Genomic DNA, 21,217 nt, shown 5'->3' on the forward strand with positions numbered 1-21,217 from the left:
AAACGTTTGCAATTCATAATTTTATCATAAATAAATCTGCATTATACTGAAAATCAACACCTTTTTAGATTATGAGCAAGAAGCACAACACCACTTTAAAGGATTTAGCCAAAGAATTAAAGCTTTCAATATCAACGGTTTCCAGAGCGCTAAATGACCACCCAGATATTAACGCAACCACCAAGAAAAACGTTCATAACCTTGCTCGACACATGAACTATTCCCCCAATTTGTTCGCCAGAAGCTTTAGATCCCAAAAGACCAATATAATTGGCGTAGTGGTTCCTAACATTTCTCATTACTTTACCTCGACCATCCTAAAGGGAATTCTTGAGGAAGCCGAAATACGTGGGTATCGGGTAATTATTTCAGAATCGAACAACAGCGAATCCAAACAAACCGAAATGCTGAATACCATGACCCAGTTTGGAGTGGATGGTATTTTGATGTCACTCACCCGAAAAACTACCAAAGTAGATGACCTGTTAAGAACTTTGAACCGCGTACCCATTGTGCTGTTCGATAAAGTATCGCAAAAAATACCATGTACACAGATTGTTATTGATGAAGAAGAGGCTGCTTTTAATGCCGTGGAACACCTTATTGAATTGGGTAAGGAACGTATAGCCATTATTAAAGAAACTGAAAATTCATACAACTCCGAAAAACGCTACGCCGGCTACTTGAGAGCACTAGAACACCATGGAATACCTATCAAGGAAAAAATAATTTTGAGTACGGAAGATATCTCTCTCATACATGGCAGACGTCTGACCAATATTCTCTTAAGCATGAAAAAGCGCCCCGATGCCATTTTTGCCATAACGGATAATGCTGCTATTGGAGCCATTAAAGCCCTCAATAAATTCAAAGTGAAAATTCCGGAAGAGATAGCCGTCGTAGGTTTTAGCAACTCGGCAAACTCAAAAATTATTCAGCCCGAATTAACCACTGTAGACCAGCCCGGTGATAAAATTGGCCGTACTTCTGTAAAATACCTTATTGATGAAATTGAAAACCCAACAAACGATGTCATTACTAAAACGGTTGAAATAAAAACAACCTTAGTGGTTAGAGACTCTTCATTAAGAGCTTAGCACACAAATTATGATAAACCTTGTTGACAAGCCGTTGTCACCCCACACCCTTTTCTTTGTATTCGAAAAAGGGTACGCAAAGTAAGTTAACATCAAAAAAAATGAAATTCCGATATTTTTCAGGCCAACATCTGAAGTTTTATCTTTGGAATATATATCGCACTCTTATGGGATTGGATACCATTAACAGATTTGACCGCATAGTGGCCATACTCATTCAACTACAATCAAAACGGATAGTAAAAGCCCAGGAATTGGCTGATCGTTTTGACGTGAGCTTACGTACCATTTATAGAGATATTCGCTCTTTAGAAGCTTCGGGCGTACCCATTTCTAGCGAAGCTGGTGTAGGGTATTCCATAATGGAAGGCTATCGTCTTCCCCCTGTTATGTTTACACGGGAAGAGGCAGGTAGTTTTGTTGCTGCTGAAAAATTGATGCAAAAATTTACGGACACCTCCTTAGGCTCTCACCATAAATCTGCCATGTACAAGGTAAAGTCGGTGTTAAGAGGGAAAGAAAAAGATTGGATTTCCACTTTAGAGGCTCAGGTACTAATTGACCCAACACAAACTCCTTTTGACGAAAACATACCCAACGCCCTAGAAATCCTCTTTGAAAGTATAGCAGATAAGAAACAGGTTTTTCTAAAGTATCATTCTTTGAATTCAGAAAAACCGTCTGACCGGTTTATTGAACCCGTAGGTCTATTTCATGAAAATAACTTTTGGTACGTATTAGGCTACTGCCTATTCCGGAAAGATTATAGACAATTTAGGACAGATAGAATGCTACGCATTACAGGAACTGACAAACCTTTTACTCTAGAGCACGGAATGCTAGATGAGCATTTAAACAAGAGACCTGATAAAGAGAAAACTAAAATTGTTATTTCTGTTGACAAGAGTATTGCTCGCTATATTTCTACAGGAAGAAAACAGTATGGGTTCATTTCCGAAAAAATTAGAAAGGATAAGGTTACAATGACCTTTATGACCTCAGATGTAGTTCATGGTTTTCCTAGGTGGTATTTAATGTTTGGGGACTATGCAGAGATTCTAGAACCAGAGAGTTTAAAAAAGCGAGTGATAGAGATTCTTAAAGAAGCACAAAACAGACTCCTAGACTAATTTACAAAACCCCGTACACTAGGAAACAACCTCATTTGACATTCGCTTTTGCCAAGTTTTCTTCCGCCCTAAATTTTACGATTCTCTCAATTAACCTATACGGCATGGGTTCCCCCAGCGGAAACTGAACCGATCCTTTACCTTGTTTGTAATTTATCAACTCTTTAGCAAATGCCTTGTGTCCGGAAGGTGTAGCATAAAACCCAATATAATTTTTGTACGCAGCAAAATACACTAAAGGCCCATGATATTTATGAGCCGGCATACCATAACTTATAGCTTCTTCGGCATTAGGCACAACACTTTTAATAGTTGTCCTTATGGCCTGTAAAACAACTTGTACGTTGTGAGGAAACTAGACAATATATGCATCTATATTTTATATACTGTGCCCATAATTTATCAGTACAGAAATTTAATCTAATAAACTCAGTTTTTTATTTCATTACCTATTTCCTGAAGCTCATTACCATCCCCATCTAACAGGTAAGGCTCAAAATCAGCATCATTTACCCAACCAGCCTTTGGTTTTCTACCCTCAATAAAATCAGAATAAAAATTTCTTCCCCTAACAAAAGGTGCTTTTTCATATAGATGTCCATAACCGGACATTCGTAAATCTCCTTGAGCCAATAATTTCGCCTCCATCTCTATTTTTAGGGCTTCCTTAGTTTTTTGATATTTTGGATTGGTCGCCAAATTATGAATACAAAATGGGTCATTCGCCACATCATATAACTCTTCTTCAACCCTTTTTCCAAAATTCATTTTCCAGAATTCTTTGCTTCCATTTCTTCTAAGGTTTAAAATTTCTGTTTTTGTTGGGCTACCATCTGTATTTAGATAACCAGTTTCTGGATTTCCCTTTGGCCATCTATCTATCTCATAATTCTTAACGTACAACATATTGTTTTTATGAATCCCCCTAATCGGATAACCTACATCATCTGGCCTACCCGTATCATGCCTTTCTTTACCCACAAGAACATAATCGCGATCCGACTCTATCTGCCCGGATTTTTCGGAAACAATTATATTCTTTAAACTTTTGCCCGCTGCAGGATGCATACCCGAAGATTGCCAATCTACTCCTGCCACATCTAAAAACGTGGGTGCAAGATCAATAAAGCTTACGTAATCATCTACCGTTCTATTCTTGACCTGCATTTTATTCTTCCATAACATGGCCATAGGAATGTGATTTGAATTTTCATACTGGTCGCCTTTTACTCTAGGAAAAGGCATACCGTGATCAGAAGTAACTATAATCAGAGTATTATCTAATTGGTTGCTTTCCTTTAGCGTTTCCAGAATCTTTACAATATGCTTATCCGTATCCTCAATTTCATAAGCATAGTCCAAAAGGTCATTACGGGTAACCTCGTTATCTGGCCAATATGGGGGGAAGTCCTTAATCATTTCTTCGGTCTTACCACCTAATTTTTTTCCTGTGCCATACTCATAACCTCGGTGAGGCTCAACACTTCCTACCCAAAAACTCCACGGTTTGTTCTCTGGCGCCTTGGAAAGAAAATCATTGAAATTGCCACTATAGTCATTATCGGAAATACCCGTAGTAGCCGGTTTAAGTTTTTCTTCATTGTAAACCTTGCCCATAACGGCTCTCTCTTTGCCATCTGCGGTAAGCGTTAAAGCAGGGCCGTAACCCTTTGAAGTATACCCCGTAGTATAACCTAGCTCCAATAACACTTCTTGATATGTCTTAAATTTTGAAGGAAAATAGATGACATGATTTGCAGCCGCATCCAGTTGCCATGAGTTTCTACCTGTTATGATAGATGCCCTAGATGGGGCACATTTAGCGTTCGGGGTATACGCTCTGTTAAAAAGCACACCCTCTTTCGCAATTGCATCAAAACCCGGAGTATTTACATAAGTACTACCGTAGGCACTCATATCCAGCCCAGCATCATCAAAAATAATTACCAAAATATTGGGTCTCTCATCTTTCTGGGCATTAACTTTTATTACTAATAAAAACAGTAACAACACTAAACCTTTAATCTTCATCATATTTTTATTAGAGAATGAATATAAAAATAACTCAAAACCTTAAGAAGAACCCCTAGGGCAAACAGCTTAAATATAAAACTCTATCTCTAGGCAACCAACAAGATGTCAAAAAATTGTTATGTATATAGAAATCACTTACAAGTTTTCATGTGAAAACCTTATTTTAGCGGCTCTCTAAAAAAAGAAAGACATGACCTTATTATTAATGGCCGCTGGTAGTGGTAGCCGATACGGAAAACTGAAACAATTTGACGATTTAGGCCCTAACGGGGAATTCTTAATGGAGTTTGGTATTTATGACGCTCTTAAAAACGGTTTTGACCATATTGTTCTCATTACTAAAAAGGAAAATGTTTCTTTAGCCGAAGACCATTTGCGTCCTAAATTACCTGCCAACATTAAACTAGATGTCTTGGCTCAAGAAATTACTGATTTACCAGAGGGATGTTCTTTCTCTGGCGAGCGTAAAAAACCTTGGGGTACAGCACATGCAGTTTGGACCGCAAGAAACGTGATAAACGGACCTTTTGCAGTTTTAAATGCAGATGATTTCTACGGACAATCCGCTTACGCTAACGCTGCTAATTTTGCACGTGAACATAATAATGACAATACTTTTGCCCTTGTGGGTTACACTTTAAAAAACACCTTATCAGAACATGGTTCTGTATCTAGAGGGGTTTGCCAAGTAAATGGAGACGATTTAGTTTCTGTGGATGAACGTTTAAAACTTGAGCCAAAAGATGGTAAAGTACTTGACCTTGATTCTGGTAATGAATATACAGGCGAAGAGCAGGTGAGTATGAACTTCTGGGTATGCCAACCTTCAATTTTTGATAAAATCGAGAGTGAATTCAGAACTTTTCTAGCTGATGATAATCTAGCCACAACTAGTGAGCTTTACATTCCAAAGACAGTTCAGGAAATGTTACAGGCCGGCGAAATAAAAGTAAAAGTAGTACCGTCCGGTGGTGATTGGTTTGGCGTAACTTATGCCAGTGATCGTGAGAAAGCGGTTGCCAACCTTCAAGGTAAGACCGATGCGGGCAAGTACCCTTCTCCGCTTTGGCCAAAAAAATAATGAGTACGTATTCTAGCGAAGAGCTTAACGAATTATTAGGGCACTTTTCATTGCCTCAAAAGGAGTATTTGATCAAACCGTTAACAGACGGTTTGATCAATGATACCTTTTTGATTTTTGATGCTGCCACCCCATTATACATCTTACAACGGGTAAACCATCTTGTCTTTACCGATGTTAAAGGGCTGATGAATAATATTCAACAAGCTTTTAAATATTTAAAGGGAGACGATTATACCAGAATAACTTTGGTGTCGCCTAAAACAGCAGGTAGTCACTATATCTCACCTACTGGCAACCATTGGCGGGTCATGACGTATATAAACGGCAGCACCGCTTATAACACCACAGAAGATGCAAACATTGCTTTTGAAGCTGGAAGAATTATTTCTAGATTCAATTCGCTTTTACAGCAAGCAGATTTAGAAGATTATGTTGATACTATTCCTTGCTTTCATGATATAAGCTTACGGCAGGAGCAATTTAAATCCACTATTAAAACGGCAGCTCCAGAAAAACTAGAAATCGCAGAAAAAGCCATAGTTTTCACTAATACTATTTTAGAAAAGTTAACGGCACTGGATTTAGCTGGTCTACCAGTAAGAGTTTGCCATAATGACACCAAACTAAATAACATCCTATTTTCAAAAGAAACCAATAAAGCCCTTTGCCTTATTGACCTGGATACTCTAATGAAAGGGTATTTTCTTTATGATTTTGGTGATGCCGTACGCACTATAGCCAATACTGCTCCGGAAGATGAACAAGACCACAGTAAAATAATCTTTGACAAGAAATTGTTTGAAGCCTTTATCAACGGCTTAGCTACCAATGGTTCATTTTTAACAAAAACCGAAATTGAAATATTACCATGGGGTGCTGTTCTCATGCCTTTTTTACATGGTATACGAGCTTTGACGGATTACCTCAACAACAATATATATTATAAAGTAGCTTACGAAAACCAAAACCTAGACCGTAGTTTAAGTCTATATAGTTTTACTCAGAAAGCATTGAACCATATAGATTATATGGAAGGTGTATTAAAAGAAAAACTAGGTTAAATTTAACAAACACCTATTCCTTCTTGAAGGATAAACTTCTAAAAACCAACATTAAAAGGTCATTTTTTATAATTACAATTCAGTTGTTTTTATAATTCTAGTCCAAAACAAACCTAGAATAAAGAGCGGGTTAACCATCAACTAGTGTATTTTTACTACCTTGAAAATTAATTCCGAACACCCAGCAGGTAATAAATCGGTTTCTGGTTTTATGTCCAAAAAAGTTTACTCAACATTTGTATGTCTTCTCTTCTTTCTGTGCCTTTTTGCTCAAGAAAGCGACCTTGAGTTCTCTCAAAATTATACAATTACCGATGGTTTAGCTCATAATGGAACGACTTCAATTCTAGAAGATTCAAGAGGTTACATATGGGTAGGCACTTTTGAAGGTCTAAACCGTTATGATGGCTATGAATTCAAGACTTTCAAGAACACACTGAGTAAAGACCTTTTTATAAGCAATCGTATTAGATCACTTAAAGAAGATACAAAGGGTAATATATGGATTGGCACGGATGAGGGTATTTCCCTATATAACTATAACCTAGAAGAGTTCAGCGACATTTATTCAAATCAACTCGCCAAAAAAGGAATTAAAGGGCCGGTCGTTAGGGATATTACTATAAACAAAAACCAAGGCACTATTCTCTGTGCTACTGAAAAATATGGTATTCTAATATTTAACGATGATTATACCTTAAAAGACGAATATTCCCCCACGGCCTTTTATGAAAATGGGGCCGTTGAATTCTACAGTTCACTATCTGTAGACAAAAGTACATACCTCTATGCTACATCTGTAGGCCTGCTTTCTTTTAGCTTAAACGACCATCAATTCACAAAAGTAGTTTCCGATGAAATAAGTAATTGCGAGTCTTTGTTGCGTATTAACGCATCTACTTTTTTGGCAACACTTAAATCCGGCTTCGCAATACTTTCTTATCAAAAGAACGGTGCCAATTATGACTACCGAGTCGTTAAAAATAACCTGTTACCCTCACAAAACTTCAACAGCTCTGGTTTTGACCACGAAAACAATCTCTGGCTTGGCACTTTGAACAACGGTGCTGTTCGCATTAATGATATTAATACCTTTTCTAAGGACACAGACATAGATTATTCATTATTTAAGTTCCAGAACAGGCAACTTCGTATAAGCTGTTTTAGCACTACCTCCAATAACCGGTTTTGGGTGGGTTCTTTTGATAAAGGTATTTTTCGTTTTGACCTTAAAAAAAATCCATTCAAAGAATTTGACGGACAAAGCCCTTATGAATTTGGTGTAAGTGATCGACATTTAATTCATATAGCCCCATTGGACGATCACAGGGCCTACTTGACCAAAAACCAAGGGGGCTTGGCTCTTTTCAATTCAGAAACGTCTCAATTTGAACCATTACCCTCTGTTTTTTCAGAAAAATATGCTTCAAGAATTTCTTCAGTGTATATTGATAAAAGAAAAAGAACCTGGTTTAGGGTTCCAGAAAAGGGTTACTTTAGATTAAATCCGGGAGAGAAAAACCCCCTACCCATTAATGTTAGCTCGCTCCCTGAATTTTCAGGGATAGAATCTTATAAAATAACAGAAGACAAAAAGGGGAACCTCTGGCTTGGTTCTAGAAGAGGTATTTACAAGATTTCGGTAGATAAAAAAGGTAACGTCACCAGAATAGAAGCCCTGAACGACAATCCGTATTTTGATAATTTTAAAATGATATTGGCCCGTTATGTATATGCAGACCCTGAGCATGATTTTATATGGGTGGGCACAGCGGAAGACGGTCTTTTTAGAATTAATATTAAAGATGACCCTTTATTAAAACATGCAGAAATCAAGCACCTCCGGATGGACAAGAAGGAAGGTGGTCTACCAAATAATTTTGTTTCAGCTATTACAAGGTCACCAGATGGTTGCCTGTGGATCGGAACGGAAGGTGCCGGAATCTGTAAAGTAGAAAATAGTGAAAATGAACCTATTTTCATCCCTTTTTCCGAAAAGGACGGCTTATCCAATAACGTTGTAAAAAGTATAAATGTAGACCATGCTGGCAATCTTTGGATAGCTACCAATGTAGGCCTAAATAAATTTTACCCTAAAGATAAAAAGTTTAGAAAATTCGGAAAAGAAGACGGTTTGCCTTTTGAAGATTTCTGGTACGCATCTAGCTATCTAGACAACGGCACCCTAATATTGGCAGGCCTTGAGGGTTTCTCTTTCTTTAAACCCTACTCTATTAAAGACGCAGAAGTTTTACCGATTCTACACTTTGGAGGTTTTAAGGTCTATAACAAAACGGTACTTCCTAAAGATACAATCAATAAAAGGGTTTTACTATCTGAACGGCTCCACAATGGACAACGCCTGGATCTAAAATACAACGAAAACGTATTTACCGTAGAAGCGCTTTCACTGCATTTTGCCTCTCCAAAAAACCACTTTCTAAAATACAGATTATTGCCCATTGACCAAAACTGGCTACAGACCACTTCTGACCAGCGTATGATAAATTACAATGGTTTACAGCCTGGAGAATATATGTTAGAAGTGGCAGCATCCAATGCCATTGGCGAATGGACCAAACCCAAGACCCTTAACATTACCATTGCTCCTCCTTTTTGGAAAACACCCCTGGCATACCTGCTTTATACCCTGTTAACCTTAATAATTTTAGGTATTGTCCTATTCTATATTATGAAGGTACAGTCATTGCGCTACAACATTCAATTAGAGCAAATAGAAAAAGACAAGGTCAAAGAAGTGAATGCTGCAAAACTCCGGTTTTTTGCCAACATATCCCACGAGCTTAAAACACCACTTAATCTTATTTCAAGTCCGGTTAAACTTTTATCAGAACGGTACAAAAACAATATAGACTCTCAGGAAAAACTGAATATCGTTGCCAGACAGTCCAAAAAAATTGCGCAACTCATAGACCAGATTCATGATTTTGAACGTGTAGATGCTAATTTAATGGAAATGAACTATTCAAGATTTTATTTTGATGCGTTTATAGAAAGCCTAGTGCCTGACTTTCATTTCTTAGCCTACAACAGCCATAAAAGGCTAGAAGTCATTTCCAAAAAATCCAATATTGTGGTGTCTGCAGACCGAGACAAATTAGAAAAAGTATTCAATAACCTGTTGAGTAACGCCTTCAAATATACTGGAGCAAACGATAACATTTCTATTACCTACACAAGTGATGACAAAGACCTTCTTGTCTCTGTAACCGATTCAGGAAGAGGTATTGATGATGATGACCTACCTCATATTTTTGAAAGGTTCTATCAGTCTCGGAAAAGAGAAAGCGTACATTCTACCGGTTCAGGTATAGGTCTTGCCTTTTCCAAAAAATTGGTAGAAATGCATTACGGTTATTTAGAAGCTTTTAGCGAAATAGGTGTTGGTACAACCATAACGGTGCGTCTACCGGTGGTCAAAAAAGAATCTGCGGACGACCAAGCTTCTAAAGAAAATGCCATTATAATAGCCGAAAATGAGGTGTCAGATGCAGAAACGACGATAGCAAAAACTGAAATTTCCAAAATTAAAACAAGCGGTGACCACTCAGAAAACCTTATTTTTTACGTAGAGGATGTGCTAGATATGCGTCTATACGTATCAAAAGTACTTTCTAAATTTTTTAAGGTAAAAACATTTACAAATGGCAGAGAATGCTTAGATGCCATGGAAGACCAATGGCCTGATTTAGTCATAAGCGACATTCAAATGCCGGTTATGAATGGCCTAGAGCTGTGTAAGCGCATTAAAGCAGATATAAAAACAAGCCATATTCCGGTTATTCTCCTTACCGCATTGGATGATATAGAAAATCAGATTCAAGGTATTAAAGATGGAGCGGACGCCTACATTAAAAAACCATTTGATGCCCGCAGACTCGTAGCCCGAACCGAAGCTTTGTTAGAAAACAAAAAACGGTTGCGTGAGCGTTTTAAAATAGGAATTCCACTTACCAAGGACAACAACCTCAACATCAGAAACGATAATGCGTTTCTTGAAAAGCTATATCATCTCATGGCCAAAAATCTAGACAATCAAAATCTAGATATGGACCAATTTGCGCGTCAACTTTACCTCAACAGAACGCATTTCTATCAAAAAGTAAAAGCACTAACTGATAAAACTCCGTTTGAAATGCTAAAAATGTACCGTTTAAAAAAGGCCGCGGAACTATTGGTACAACAACCAGACCTATCCGTCAACGAAGTCTACACTATGACGGGTTTTAAAAGCCGAACACATTTTAGCAAGCTCTTTAAAGAAATGTATCATACTACACCTGGGAAATATGCTTCCCTGAAAAAAGACTAAGAAACATCCAGTTTTATTAAATCAAAAGAAACCTTCAATTCACATTACGTAAAGTAAGTGAGGTTATAACTATTACAACATCACTTCTCGCTTACGAAAGTCCATTCGACTTAGAATTCCTCCAGGAAACCGATAAATAAAGGATTTACCGTCTCTCAACCATATCCTCAAAATCGTCATTATTAATTTCTGAATACATAATATTTACGCACGAATACATCGTTTTTAGTGCGAAAAATACCTTTGCCCCATGTCAATGTTAAAAAATTAACATTTTTACTTTTTACATTTTCTCTCAACTAAATTTTAATAACTCAACTCAAACTATGAAAAAAAACAGGCCTAAAATTCCACAGTGTTGGTTGTTTTCGCTTTGCGTTTTGACATTGCTAACCTGCAGTGCCACTTTTGCACAAACAACTGTTACCGGTACAGTAATCAGTACCGAAGATGGTATGCCACTGCCAGGAGCCAATGTTTTGGTAAAAGGTACTACTATAGGAATCGTTACTGACTTTGATGGTAACTACTCCATTGATGTTCCTGCTAATTCGGATATTTTGATATTCAGTTACATTGGTTATAGCACACAAGAAGTAACTATTGATGGTAAAACCACGATAGACATTTCCTTAGATACAGACTCCGCTAAATTAGACGAGGTTGTAGTTATTGGTTATGGTACTTCCACCAAACGAAAAATGGTTGGAGCGGTAACCACCTTGGCCCCAGAAAAACTAGAACAAACTCCATTTAATAATGTAGGCGAAGCCCTTCAAGGTCAAGTCTCTGGCCTTATTGTTGAAAATAGTGGTGGTGCACCGGGAAGTTCTCCCGCCATATCCATTCGTGGTGGTGGCTCTCCACTTTACGTAATTGACGGAGTTATAACGGAAGAACAAGATTTTAATACCATCAACTCCAACGACATTGAAAGTATTAGTTTTCTAAAGGATGCAGCAGCCACAGCCGTTTACGGTTCAAGAGCTGGTAACGGTATTGTTTTGGTTACTACCAAGAGAGGAAAAGACGGAAAAATAAACGTCAACTACTCATACAACTATCAAATGAGCCAACCTACCATTCTGCCCGAGATGATGAATTCCTATGAATTTGTAGAAGTACAGAATGCTGCAAGTGCTTATGAAGGTATACCGGTCCCCTACTCTCCTGAACAACTGGAGACTATTAGAACCCATGCAGATTTAGATACTTACCCAGACAATAACTGGCCCGACCTTACTTTAAAGGAATTTGCACCTCAGCAACGCCATAACCTTTCGCTTTCCGGAGGGGACAAAAAAACCAACTACTTTGTTTCCATGGGGTATATTGATGAGGGTAGCCTTCTAAAAGCAGATGTGGTTAATTACAGTAGATTTAATGTTAGGAGTAATGTCACTACTAAATTTGACAAAATTGGCCTTGAAGTAGGTGTAAACCTCAACTCTAGTATAGAAAACTACGAAGAACCATCTGCAGGAATGTATGGCGTTTGGCGTGCTGTTAACCAAAATACAGACCCACTCTACAGAGCCTATAATTTAGATGGAACTTTAGCGGGAGGTGGTAACGGAGACAATCCGCTAGCACTTACGGACAAAGACGCGGGTTATAATAAAACAAGGGATAAGTTCATTAATGCCCAATTGGACATAAAATGGCAAGTACCAAATATTGAAGGTTTTAAATTAGGAGTCATGGCCAATTACCGAGATGGTGATGGTTGGGGTAAATTATGGGAGTACAACGTACCGCTTTACATGCAAGACGGTTCACTTACAGCTCAAACACCACCCGCATTAAGCTTAAATTCATACTACAGTAATAGACTCTATTTTGAATCTAGCGCTTCTTACTCACGCACCTTTGGCATGCATGGTCTTGACGCCACTTTTGTTTACAACCAGACCACTAGCAACTATGCCACCTTGGGTGCTTCAAGAAGAAACTACTTATCAGGTGCAGTAGACCAACTTTTTGCAGGTCCTGCCGTAGGTAAGGATAACGACGGTAGCGAGCGTGAAGCCGCCAATGCCGGTTATGTTTTTCGTTTGAAGTATGATTTTGATTATAAATACATTATTGAATTAAGCGGTCGTTATGATGGTAATGACAACTTTGCCGCTAAAAAAAGATGGGGATTCTTTCCTGCCATGTCATTTGCATGGAACATTGCTGAAGAGAACTTCATGCAAAAGTTAAAGGAAGACAATATCATCAACTCTTTAAAACTGAGAAGTTCTTACGGTAAAACGGGAGTTTCTGAAGGTGTAAATAGATTTGGATACATACCAGTTTACAATTTAGAATCGGGTATTTACACCATTGGAAATTCATTGGTAAACGGCTATTCAGAAGGTAATTTGGTAAATCCGGACGAACTTACTTGGTATAATAGAGAATCGTTCAACTACGGGTTGGATTTTTCTACTTTCGGAGATAAATTCAGTGGTACTTTAGAATATTTCTACTACCTCACGACAGGATTTTTAGTGAGCCCACAAAACGTATACTCACAACCTTTGGGCAAACCGTTACCGCAAATTCGCTCAGGATCAAAACAACGTAGAGCAGGGTACGAACTTTCGCTTCGTTACAAAGGAAGTATTAATGAATTTAAATTCGGGCTAGGCGGGAACGTCTCATATTTTGATCAGTTATGGGAACAATTGGATACCGAAAATGAGGCTACCCTGAACAACCCGTATACAAGAGAAACCCATAGAACCGATTATTGGCAAGGTGGAAAAATCTTCGTAACCGATGGATTATACCAGAACGATCAAGAAATACTTAACAATCCACGATTGTTAAGTTCTACGGAAACTCAGGGCGGAGACATCAAATATGTTGATTCTAACGGAGACGGTAAAGTAGATGAACAAGACAAGAGACTTGTTGGCCTTCCTTCACAACCACATCTTACCTACGGTATAGATTTTAACATGAGTTATAAAGGTTGGTTCATGAACGGACTCTTTCAAGGTGCCGGAAACCGATACATAGGTTTTGACCGCTTTATTGCTGCAGAAGCAAAACGTTTAACCTACACCTATCAATTAGACTATTGGACACCCCAAAATACAGATGCCTCATACCCTAGACCAGTTACTTCGGTAGGTGTTAATGGCGGCAACAATGATATTGTTAGCAACCCATCCGATTACTTCTTGAAGAATGCCAAATATTTTAGAATGAAAAACATTCAGTTGGGTTATGACTTAAAGAAAACATTCTTAGCTGACAACAAATGGATTTCTTCGTGCAAGATATTTGCAAGTGGCACCAACCTTTTTACTATTTCACCTGTGAAAGATTTCTTTGACCCTGAACAGGTACAAGCTGGAAGCAATGGTATAAACAGTTATGGGTACCCGGTACAACGCACCTATTCCTTTGGTGTAAATCTTGGATTTTAATTCTAAAAAAATAGCAATGAAAAACATATATATAACCCTGTTTTCAGTTTCGATCGCCTTCGTGAGTTTCTCATGTAGCGACGACCTTTTAAACACCGAACCCTTAGACAAGTACACCGAACAAGATGTGTGGAGCGATGCCAATCTTGCTCAAGGCTTTATTTATAACACGTACAATTCCGTACTTCCAGAATTATTGGTCAACCCAGAAGACCCAGATCCAAAAGGTGGCGGCGCTGGTAATGATGACTACACAGATAATACAGTACTGGTAAATGCCAACAAAGTAGCCTTAGACCTTATTGACCAGTTCTATGATGCCGGATGGGCCAAAAACAACTCCTATTACTTCTACGGGAATGCCCCTTTAGGCTTAAAAAATCCTATTAAAGAAAATTCTTTTGAAGTGATTCGTGACTGTAACCTGATCATCGAAAAAACAGCTGCTTCAGAGGGTATTCCTGAAAATATCAAACCTAAATTAATTGCACAAGGCAAGATGTTGCGTGCTCTTATGTACTATTCAAAAGCACGTTTATTTGGTAAATATGTAATTGTTGACCGAGTGCTTAGCCAAGAAGACGATTTAAAACTGCCTAGAACGGAAACCATTAAGGAAACTTATGATTTTATTATTAAAGATTTGCAAGAAGCGGCGGTAGACTTGCCTCTTTCAAGCAATGTTGAAACAGGTGAACTTACTAAAGGAGCCGCCTACGCAATGTTGGCAGAAATAGCCTTGCACGGAGCTGCTTATATTGAAAGTGGAAAACAGGATTACTATAACATTTCCAAAAAAGCAAGTGAGGACCTTTTTGCTTTAGGATATGGTTTGGATTCCAATTACGGTGAAATATTCAATAATTACACTAGCGCTTTAAACTCATCGGAAATCATTCTAGGGCTATACACGAATATAGACGCCACCCTTTGTGTATTGACGCCAATGCAACGTATTGTGCCCAATATGGAGGTTGCAAAAACAGAGGGAACACCAAAACTCACCGAATCTTTCTTGGGTTGGACAACTGCAATGCCTTCCACGGATCTAGTTGATGATTATTTGGTAGAAGATACAGACGGAGTAGCAAAGAGATGGAATGAAACATCATACTACCAAGATTTTGAAACAAATGGAGGTTTCCTTTCGGATGCTATTTATAACGAGCATCGTGATGCCCGTTTCTTCGCTTCCGTTGTACAAGATTCTTCTCAGCTTTTCACAAATACCGTTACCACCAGACTTGGAGGTAATATGCACTATGCCCAAAGTACCAAAGGAACAGGAGCATCTACTATTTCCGGGTATTTTATAAGAAAGGGTATTTATGATATAGAAGGTTATAAAGCGGTAAACTTCACAGATTACCACCAAGTAATTACCAGATTGGGGCGTGCTTATTTGAACTATGCTGAAGTAATGCTACGTCTAAATGATGCTGCAACTGCCATTGAGTACATCAACAAAACAAGAACTCAACACGGCCAATTACCAGAATTGATGGCAGGAATGACATTAGACCAAGTTTGGGAATGGTACAAAATTGAGCGTCGTGTAGAATTGTTTTTTGAAAACGATAGATATTGGTCTCTCCTAAGATGGGGTAAAGAATCCGGCGGTGGTATCATCTCAGAATTGAACGATAAAGAGTATACATTCTTTGAGATTGCCGAAGATGGTAAAGGTTTTGAAAGCGTACCCGTAGTACTAAAACCAGGCAATCAGAAAAAGCGTTTTTCAACAAGGCGCTACCTGTTTCCCGTTCCTGAAAATGAGCGCATACTTAATGAAAAATTAGACCAAAATCCAGGTTGGTAAATTAACGCACAACACAAAATTACATACAATGAAAAAACATATAAAATATTTGATGTTCCTGTTTGTAGGCATGACAATTACCTCTTGCTTAAAGTCGGATTTGGAAGAACTCCCTGCCTTTAGCGATGCCGAAATCACCAATTTTAGGTTTGAATACAGATGGATAGATAGCAGTCAAGATAACAATCGCTTGCAGGTGGTTCAATTGGATACGGAAACAACGATAGACACAGATAATCAAAAGGTTACTTGTACTATAGCCGTCCCAGATGCCAATGGAGATTTCCCAGAAGAAATACGTACGCAAGTAAGCCTAGCAGAGATTGTTGGCTATGCCGATATTTCTACCGCAGCTACCTTAGCCCCATCAAATGGGGCTCCTGCTCTGGGTGAAATAGGCGATTTTAGCAATAGCAATATGAGCTATGAAGTTACTGCTGCAGATGGCACCAAAGTAGTTTGGAGTTTGACCATTTCGGGATTCAACAAATAGAGAAAGTTGTATTCCCCCATGTGCGTATCCTATCGCTATAAACAATTTGTACCTTACCTGTAAAAACCAGGATTATGATAACATATGCTTTTCAAATTTTTCAATCCATTCTGAAATTCAGTTTGGTAGGAGTGCTATCACTTTGCACAAACCCTAATAATCAAAAGCCAGTTACAAAAACGGAACGTCCAAACATTCTGTTCTGTATTGCCGATGATGCTTCCATGAAAAGTTTTGGTGCCTACGGAGATACATTTATTAATACCCCCGTAATAGATAATTTGGCAAAGGAAGGGGTTGTATTTCAGAATGCATATAACGGAAATCCAAAATGCTCACCTGCACGAGCTTGTATCTTAACAGGCAAGTACAGTTGGCAGTTAAAAGAAGCGGCCGACCATAACGGTCGGTTTCCTCTTGAATTTAAAACCTACCCACAGTTATTAGCTAAAAAGGGGTATCGCGTTGGGTATACGGGCAAAGGTTGGGGACCCGGCGTTTATGACACCAAAGACAATCCTGCAGGACCTGAACACAATGCCATAAAATTAAAACCGCCCTATAAAGGCATCGCAGATATTGACTATGCCGCAAATTTTGAGGCCTTCCTAAACAACACCCCAAAAGAAACTCCATTTTGTTTTTGGTTGGGCGCAAAGGAGCCCCATCGTTTTTATGAACTAGATTCATGGAAAAAATCCGGCCGAAAACTAGAAGAAGCCAGCGTGCCTCCCTTCTACCCAGATAACGAAGTAGTTCGTGGTGACTTATTGGATTACGCCAATGAGGTAGAATGGTTTGATACGCATGTTGGCAAAGCCATTAAATCTCTAGAAGAAAAGGAGCTATTAAAAAATACGTTGGTGGTCATCTCTTCTGACCATGGAATGCCGTTCCCAAGGGTAAAAGGGCAGATTTACGAAGAAGGTTTTCATATTCCCTTAATTGCTTACTGGAAAGGAAAAATCATTTCCGGACGTACCGTGAGCGACTTTATAAGCTTTTCCGATTTGGCTCCGACATTTATGGAAGTAACCGGAGAAATACCTCATCAACAAATGACGGGTGGTAGTATTGTAAAACAACTCTTCTCTTCAGAATCGGGTAGAATTGATACCAGTAGAGACCATGTACTTTTAGGTAAGGAACGTCATGACGTTGGGCGCTCCAATGAGGATGGCACAGATTTGGCCTATCCTGTTAGAGCTATTAGAAACGACTCTCTTCTATACGTTCACAATATTAAACCAGAAAGATGGCCCGTTGGTAATCCGGAATTCGGTTTTATGAATACGGATGGTTCACCAACAAAAAGCTACCTCACCAACCTAAAACCTGAAGACGAGGAGTATCATTATTTTGAAATGAATTTTGATAAGAAACCGGAAAACGAACTTTACAACATTCAAAAAGACCCTCATTGTATCAACAATTTAGCAGAAAAGCCCGAGTACAAATCTGTAATTAAAGAACTCCGTACTCAAATGGAAACTGAGCTCATAGCACAGGGCGACCCAAGAACATTGGGCAAAGGAGATATTTTTGACCAGTACATCTATTATGGCAAACGACTGGATTATAAAACAGGCAAACGGATATCACCCCTCAAATACGAGAAACAAACCGAATAGTTAAAATGCATGAAAAAGAACATTCTATACTTTCTACTTTTATTTTTTTACCCATTGGCTTCTATTTTGGCCCAACAAAAGCCCAATATCATTTTTATATTGGTAGATGACCTAGGTTATGCCGATGTTGGCTTTAACGGTTCCACTTATTTTGAGACCCCAGCATTAGATGCCTTGGCCAAAGAAAGTCTAGTATTTGATAATGCTTATATGTATCCCACTTGCTCTCCGTCTAGGGCAGCACTTTTCACCGGAAAGCAATCGTTTAGAACTGGAGTGTACACGGTTCCTGTTTTAGAAAAAGGAGATGCCCAAGAGAACATTTTTTCTAGATGGACCGTTGGCAAAGAACACTCAATTTATGCCAAACCCCTTGCCGAGAATGGATACAAGTCCATTCATTTGGGTAAATGGCATATTGTTGGCCCGTTTCCTGAAAAAGAACTGGCCATGAGCTGGCCCATTCAACAAAGGTTAGACCAGCCACAGGCGGGAGATTTCACTTGGATAGAAAATCACAAAACACCTGCCGTAAAACAATACTACCCAGAAGGCAGAGGATTTATTAAAAATGTGGGCGGCACATTCCGTGGCGACCCTGCTTTAGAAGAAGGAGGTTATAAAAGTGAAACAGGCGGGTATCGTGCACCATTCAGCAATCCATTTGTAGAACCAAAACCTGATGATGAATGGTTAACGGACCGGTTAGCCAATGATGCTATTGACTTTATGGATGAGCATAAGAGCAGCCCTTTTCTAGTTAATCTTCATTTCTATGCGGTACATCGCCCTATAAAAAACAGAAATGACCAGCTTTTTGACAAATACATGAACAAAGCTGGTGACCCTGAACTAGGACAAGGTATAGGCAAAAACAAAGAGCGAATGGCAAGCTACGCTACCATGGTACAGTCTATGGACGAAAACATTGGTAGAATCGTGACATACCTCAAAAAGAATAATTTAGAGGAAAATACATTGATTATCATTACCTCGGATAACGGGTATCATAGTATGGCTTCTGAGAATTTAAAGTTAAGAGGCTCCAAAGGCGAAATTTATGAAGGCGGCATCAAAGTTCCCGCCTTAATCCATTGGCCCGGTAAAGTGAAGGCCCGAAGAACGGAAATACCCATATCCGTCATGGATTATTTTCCAACGATGATGGATGTTGCACAAATTAATTATAAAGGACAGCTTGACGGCAACTCCCTTAGCCCACTATTCTTAGAAGATGAAAACAGTTTTAAAGAACGCCCCCTTTTCTGGCATTTGGCCAGCCAATACAAACACGGTACCTGCTCCGTAATCAGAAAAGGAGACTATAAATTGATTCAATTTTTAGCCGATGGAAAACTCGAACTCTACAACTTACGAAAGGACCCCATAGAAGCCAATAACTTAGTAAAAGAAGAGCCAAAACTAACCCAAAAACTCCTTAATAAACTAGTGACTTGGCGCGCAAAAAACAAAGTTCCCCTACCCCCAAATTCCAGTCTCTCTAAGTAATATGAATCAATTTAACGGCTACACCATGCGCATCTCTAGACTCCTCACAACTTTAGTCCTAATTCTTTTAATAACCCCCTCATGTTGGGCGCAAGAGAAATCGACTAAAAAACCCAACGTAGTTTTAATTTATGCTGATGATTTGGGAAGAGGTATGCTTGGTACCTATGGTCAAAAAATGTTGACCACACCCAATATTGATAGATTAGCTTCAGAAGGCATGCAGTTTGAAAGAGCTTATGGTGCCATGTATTGCGCTCCCGCAAGAGCCAGTTTACTTACCGGAATGCACGATTGCCACGGTGGTGATGCCATGACTATTGTAAAAGCGGGTATTTACAAACAATTGGACAATGGCCTCACTTTTGATGAAATTAAAGATAAAATTCACGAAGTAGCATTACCTGCTGAAAAAGATGAAATGTTTTTAGGTGAAGTTGCTCAAAAAGCGGGTTATACCACAGGGCAATTTGGGAAGCTAGAATGGGGCTTTGCTACCACACCCGAACGTATGGAGCGCCATGGCTGGGACCATCATTTTGGGTACTACGACCACGTGCGCTGTCATGGTTTTTACCCTCCCTTTCTTTTTGAAGATGGAAAAAAAGTGGACATCCCAGGAAATACACATATAGATTGTGCCAAAACTACCGAATACGATTCTCCCGAAAATTTTGAAGAGCGCTGGAACATGGAAGGTAAGGCCGTCTATTCCGAGCATATCATTATGGATAAAATGCTGGCCTTTATGGAGCTCAATCATCCTAAAAAAACCAACAAACCTTTCTTTCTATATTTCCCTACACAATTGCCTCACGGCCCTACTATGGTTCCTGAAGTTCATCCTGAATTAGCTAACAATACCAGTCTAACACAATGGGAAAAGGAATATGCTTCCATGGTAAAAATGTTAGATGATGATGTAGGCCGAATTTATTCAAAACTGGAAGAAATGGGAATTTTGGAGAATACCATCATCGTCTTTACATCAGACAATGGGCACGAAATTTATTATCCTGAAGAAGGTCGCACCTCCAAAAACAACGTGAATGTAAAAGGAGAGGAGTTTGATAATATTACAACTCGCTTCAATAGTAAGGCCATAGGTGATATTTTTGATGGCAACGACGGCATGTCCGGAAAAAAACGTGACAATTGGGAAGGTGGCGTACGTGTTCCGCTATTCTGGTATTGGAAAAACCATATAAAAGCCGGTGCAGTTTCAGACCAAATGGTCAGTAATTATGATTTTTTAAATACACTTGCGGAAATTGTAGGCACACCACAAGTAAAAGAAAAAGATGGTATTTCTTATGCCAAAGCTCTATTTGGTGGCAAACCAAAACTGCGTGAATACACCATTTACTCTTCAAAAATGGGTCCCGCTTTAGTTACCCAAGAAGGTTGGAAGCTGAGGTACTATCTTAAAGAAAACGTTTTTCAACTCTACTATCTGCCTGAGGATTACGAAGAAATAAATGATTTAGCTAAAGAACATCCTGAAAAGACGGAAAAACTAAAAGCAATTCTCTATAAAGAATGCAATGGAAATTGGGAAAATGGACTTGGCCCCATTCAAATAAGAATCTAAATAAACTGGAGCT

The 21,217-nt window shown here is 38.8% G+C and carries 13 protein-coding genes; 11 read left to right on the forward strand and 2 right to left on the reverse strand.

Annotation, left to right across the window (positions count from 1 at the left end; genetic code table 11):
• Positions 1–71 precede the first annotated feature (71 nt).
• Together IWC72_RS03560 and IWC72_RS03565 are read left to right on the forward strand one after the other, a co-directional pair.
• Positions 72–1,097 carry a LacI family DNA-binding transcriptional regulator gene (locus IWC72_RS03560; protein ID WP_194528837.1) on the forward strand — a complete coding sequence of 342 codons (1,026 nt, stop codon included), beginning with the start codon at positions 72–74 and terminating at the stop codon, positions 1,095–1,097.
• Between the two features lie 167 nt (positions 1,098–1,264).
• Positions 1,265–2,227 (forward strand): helix-turn-helix transcriptional regulator, encoded by a 963-nt coding sequence (locus IWC72_RS03565; protein ID WP_194528838.1) that lies wholly within the window; start codon positions 1,265–1,267, stop codon positions 2,225–2,227.
• 31 nt (positions 2,228–2,258) lie between these two features.
• Here the strand turns inward: IWC72_RS03565 and IWC72_RS03570 are convergent, their stop codons facing one another.
• Positions 2,259–2,549, reverse strand: coding sequence for an iron chaperone (locus tag IWC72_RS03570; RefSeq protein ID WP_194531072.1), 291 nt, complete (start codon positions 2,547–2,549; stop codon positions 2,259–2,261).
• Between the two features lie 107 nt (positions 2,550–2,656).
• Positions 2,657–4,261, reverse strand: a complete 1,605-nt coding sequence (locus IWC72_RS03575) for a sulfatase family protein (RefSeq protein ID WP_226979475.1) — start codon at positions 4,259–4,261, stop codon at positions 2,657–2,659.
• A 190-nt stretch (positions 4,262–4,451) separates the two neighbouring features.
• On the opposite strand from IWC72_RS03575, the gene IWC72_RS03580 reads away from it, so the two are divergent.
• The 9 genes from IWC72_RS03580 (at position 4,452) to IWC72_RS03620 (ending at position 21,204) form a co-directional block, all read left to right on the forward strand.
• Positions 4,452–5,342 (forward strand): nucleotidyltransferase family protein, encoded by an 891-nt coding sequence (locus IWC72_RS03580; RefSeq protein WP_194528839.1) that lies wholly within the window; start codon positions 4,452–4,454, stop codon positions 5,340–5,342.
• A complete protein-coding gene (locus IWC72_RS03585) occupies positions 5,342–6,406 on the forward strand; it encodes a phosphotransferase enzyme family protein (RefSeq protein WP_194528840.1) in 1,065 nt (354 codons plus the stop codon). Before IWC72_RS03580 ends, IWC72_RS03585 begins: the two co-directional genes overlap by 1 nt.
• Before the next feature lie 160 nt (positions 6,407–6,566).
• Entirely contained in the window at positions 6,567–10,739 is a 4,173-nt protein-coding gene (locus tag IWC72_RS03590; RefSeq protein ID WP_194528841.1) for a hybrid sensor histidine kinase/response regulator transcription factor, read from the forward strand.
• A 326-nt stretch (positions 10,740–11,065) separates the two neighbouring features.
• Entirely contained in the window at positions 11,066–14,161 is a 3,096-nt protein-coding gene (locus tag IWC72_RS03595) for a SusC/RagA family TonB-linked outer membrane protein (RefSeq protein WP_194528842.1), read from the forward strand.
• 16 nt (positions 14,162–14,177) lie between these two features.
• Positions 14,178–15,980, forward strand: a complete 1,803-nt coding sequence (locus tag IWC72_RS03600; protein ID WP_194528843.1) for a RagB/SusD family nutrient uptake outer membrane protein — start codon at positions 14,178–14,180, stop codon at positions 15,978–15,980.
• 28 nt (positions 15,981–16,008) lie between these two features.
• Positions 16,009–16,473, forward strand: coding sequence for a DUF5018-related domain-containing protein (locus tag IWC72_RS03605; protein ID WP_226979476.1), 465 nt, complete (start codon positions 16,009–16,011; stop codon positions 16,471–16,473).
• 74 nt (positions 16,474–16,547) lie between these two features.
• On the forward strand, positions 16,548–18,104 hold the full coding sequence (locus IWC72_RS03610) for a sulfatase family protein (protein WP_194528844.1): 1,557 nt from the start codon (positions 16,548–16,550) through the stop codon (positions 18,102–18,104).
• A gap of 9 nt (positions 18,105–18,113) precedes the next feature.
• A complete protein-coding gene (locus tag IWC72_RS03615; RefSeq protein WP_194528845.1) occupies positions 18,114–19,613 on the forward strand; it encodes a sulfatase in 1,500 nt (499 codons plus the stop codon).
• Between the two features lies 1 nt (position 19,614).
• Entirely contained in the window at positions 19,615–21,204 is a 1,590-nt protein-coding gene (locus IWC72_RS03620; RefSeq protein ID WP_226979477.1) for a sulfatase-like hydrolase/transferase, read from the forward strand.
• Positions 21,205–21,217 lie beyond the last annotated feature (13 nt).

Origin of the sequence: Zobellia roscoffensis (assembly GCF_015330165.1) — a bacterium.
Lineage (GTDB): Bacteria > Bacteroidota > Bacteroidia > Flavobacteriales > Flavobacteriaceae > Zobellia > Zobellia roscoffensis.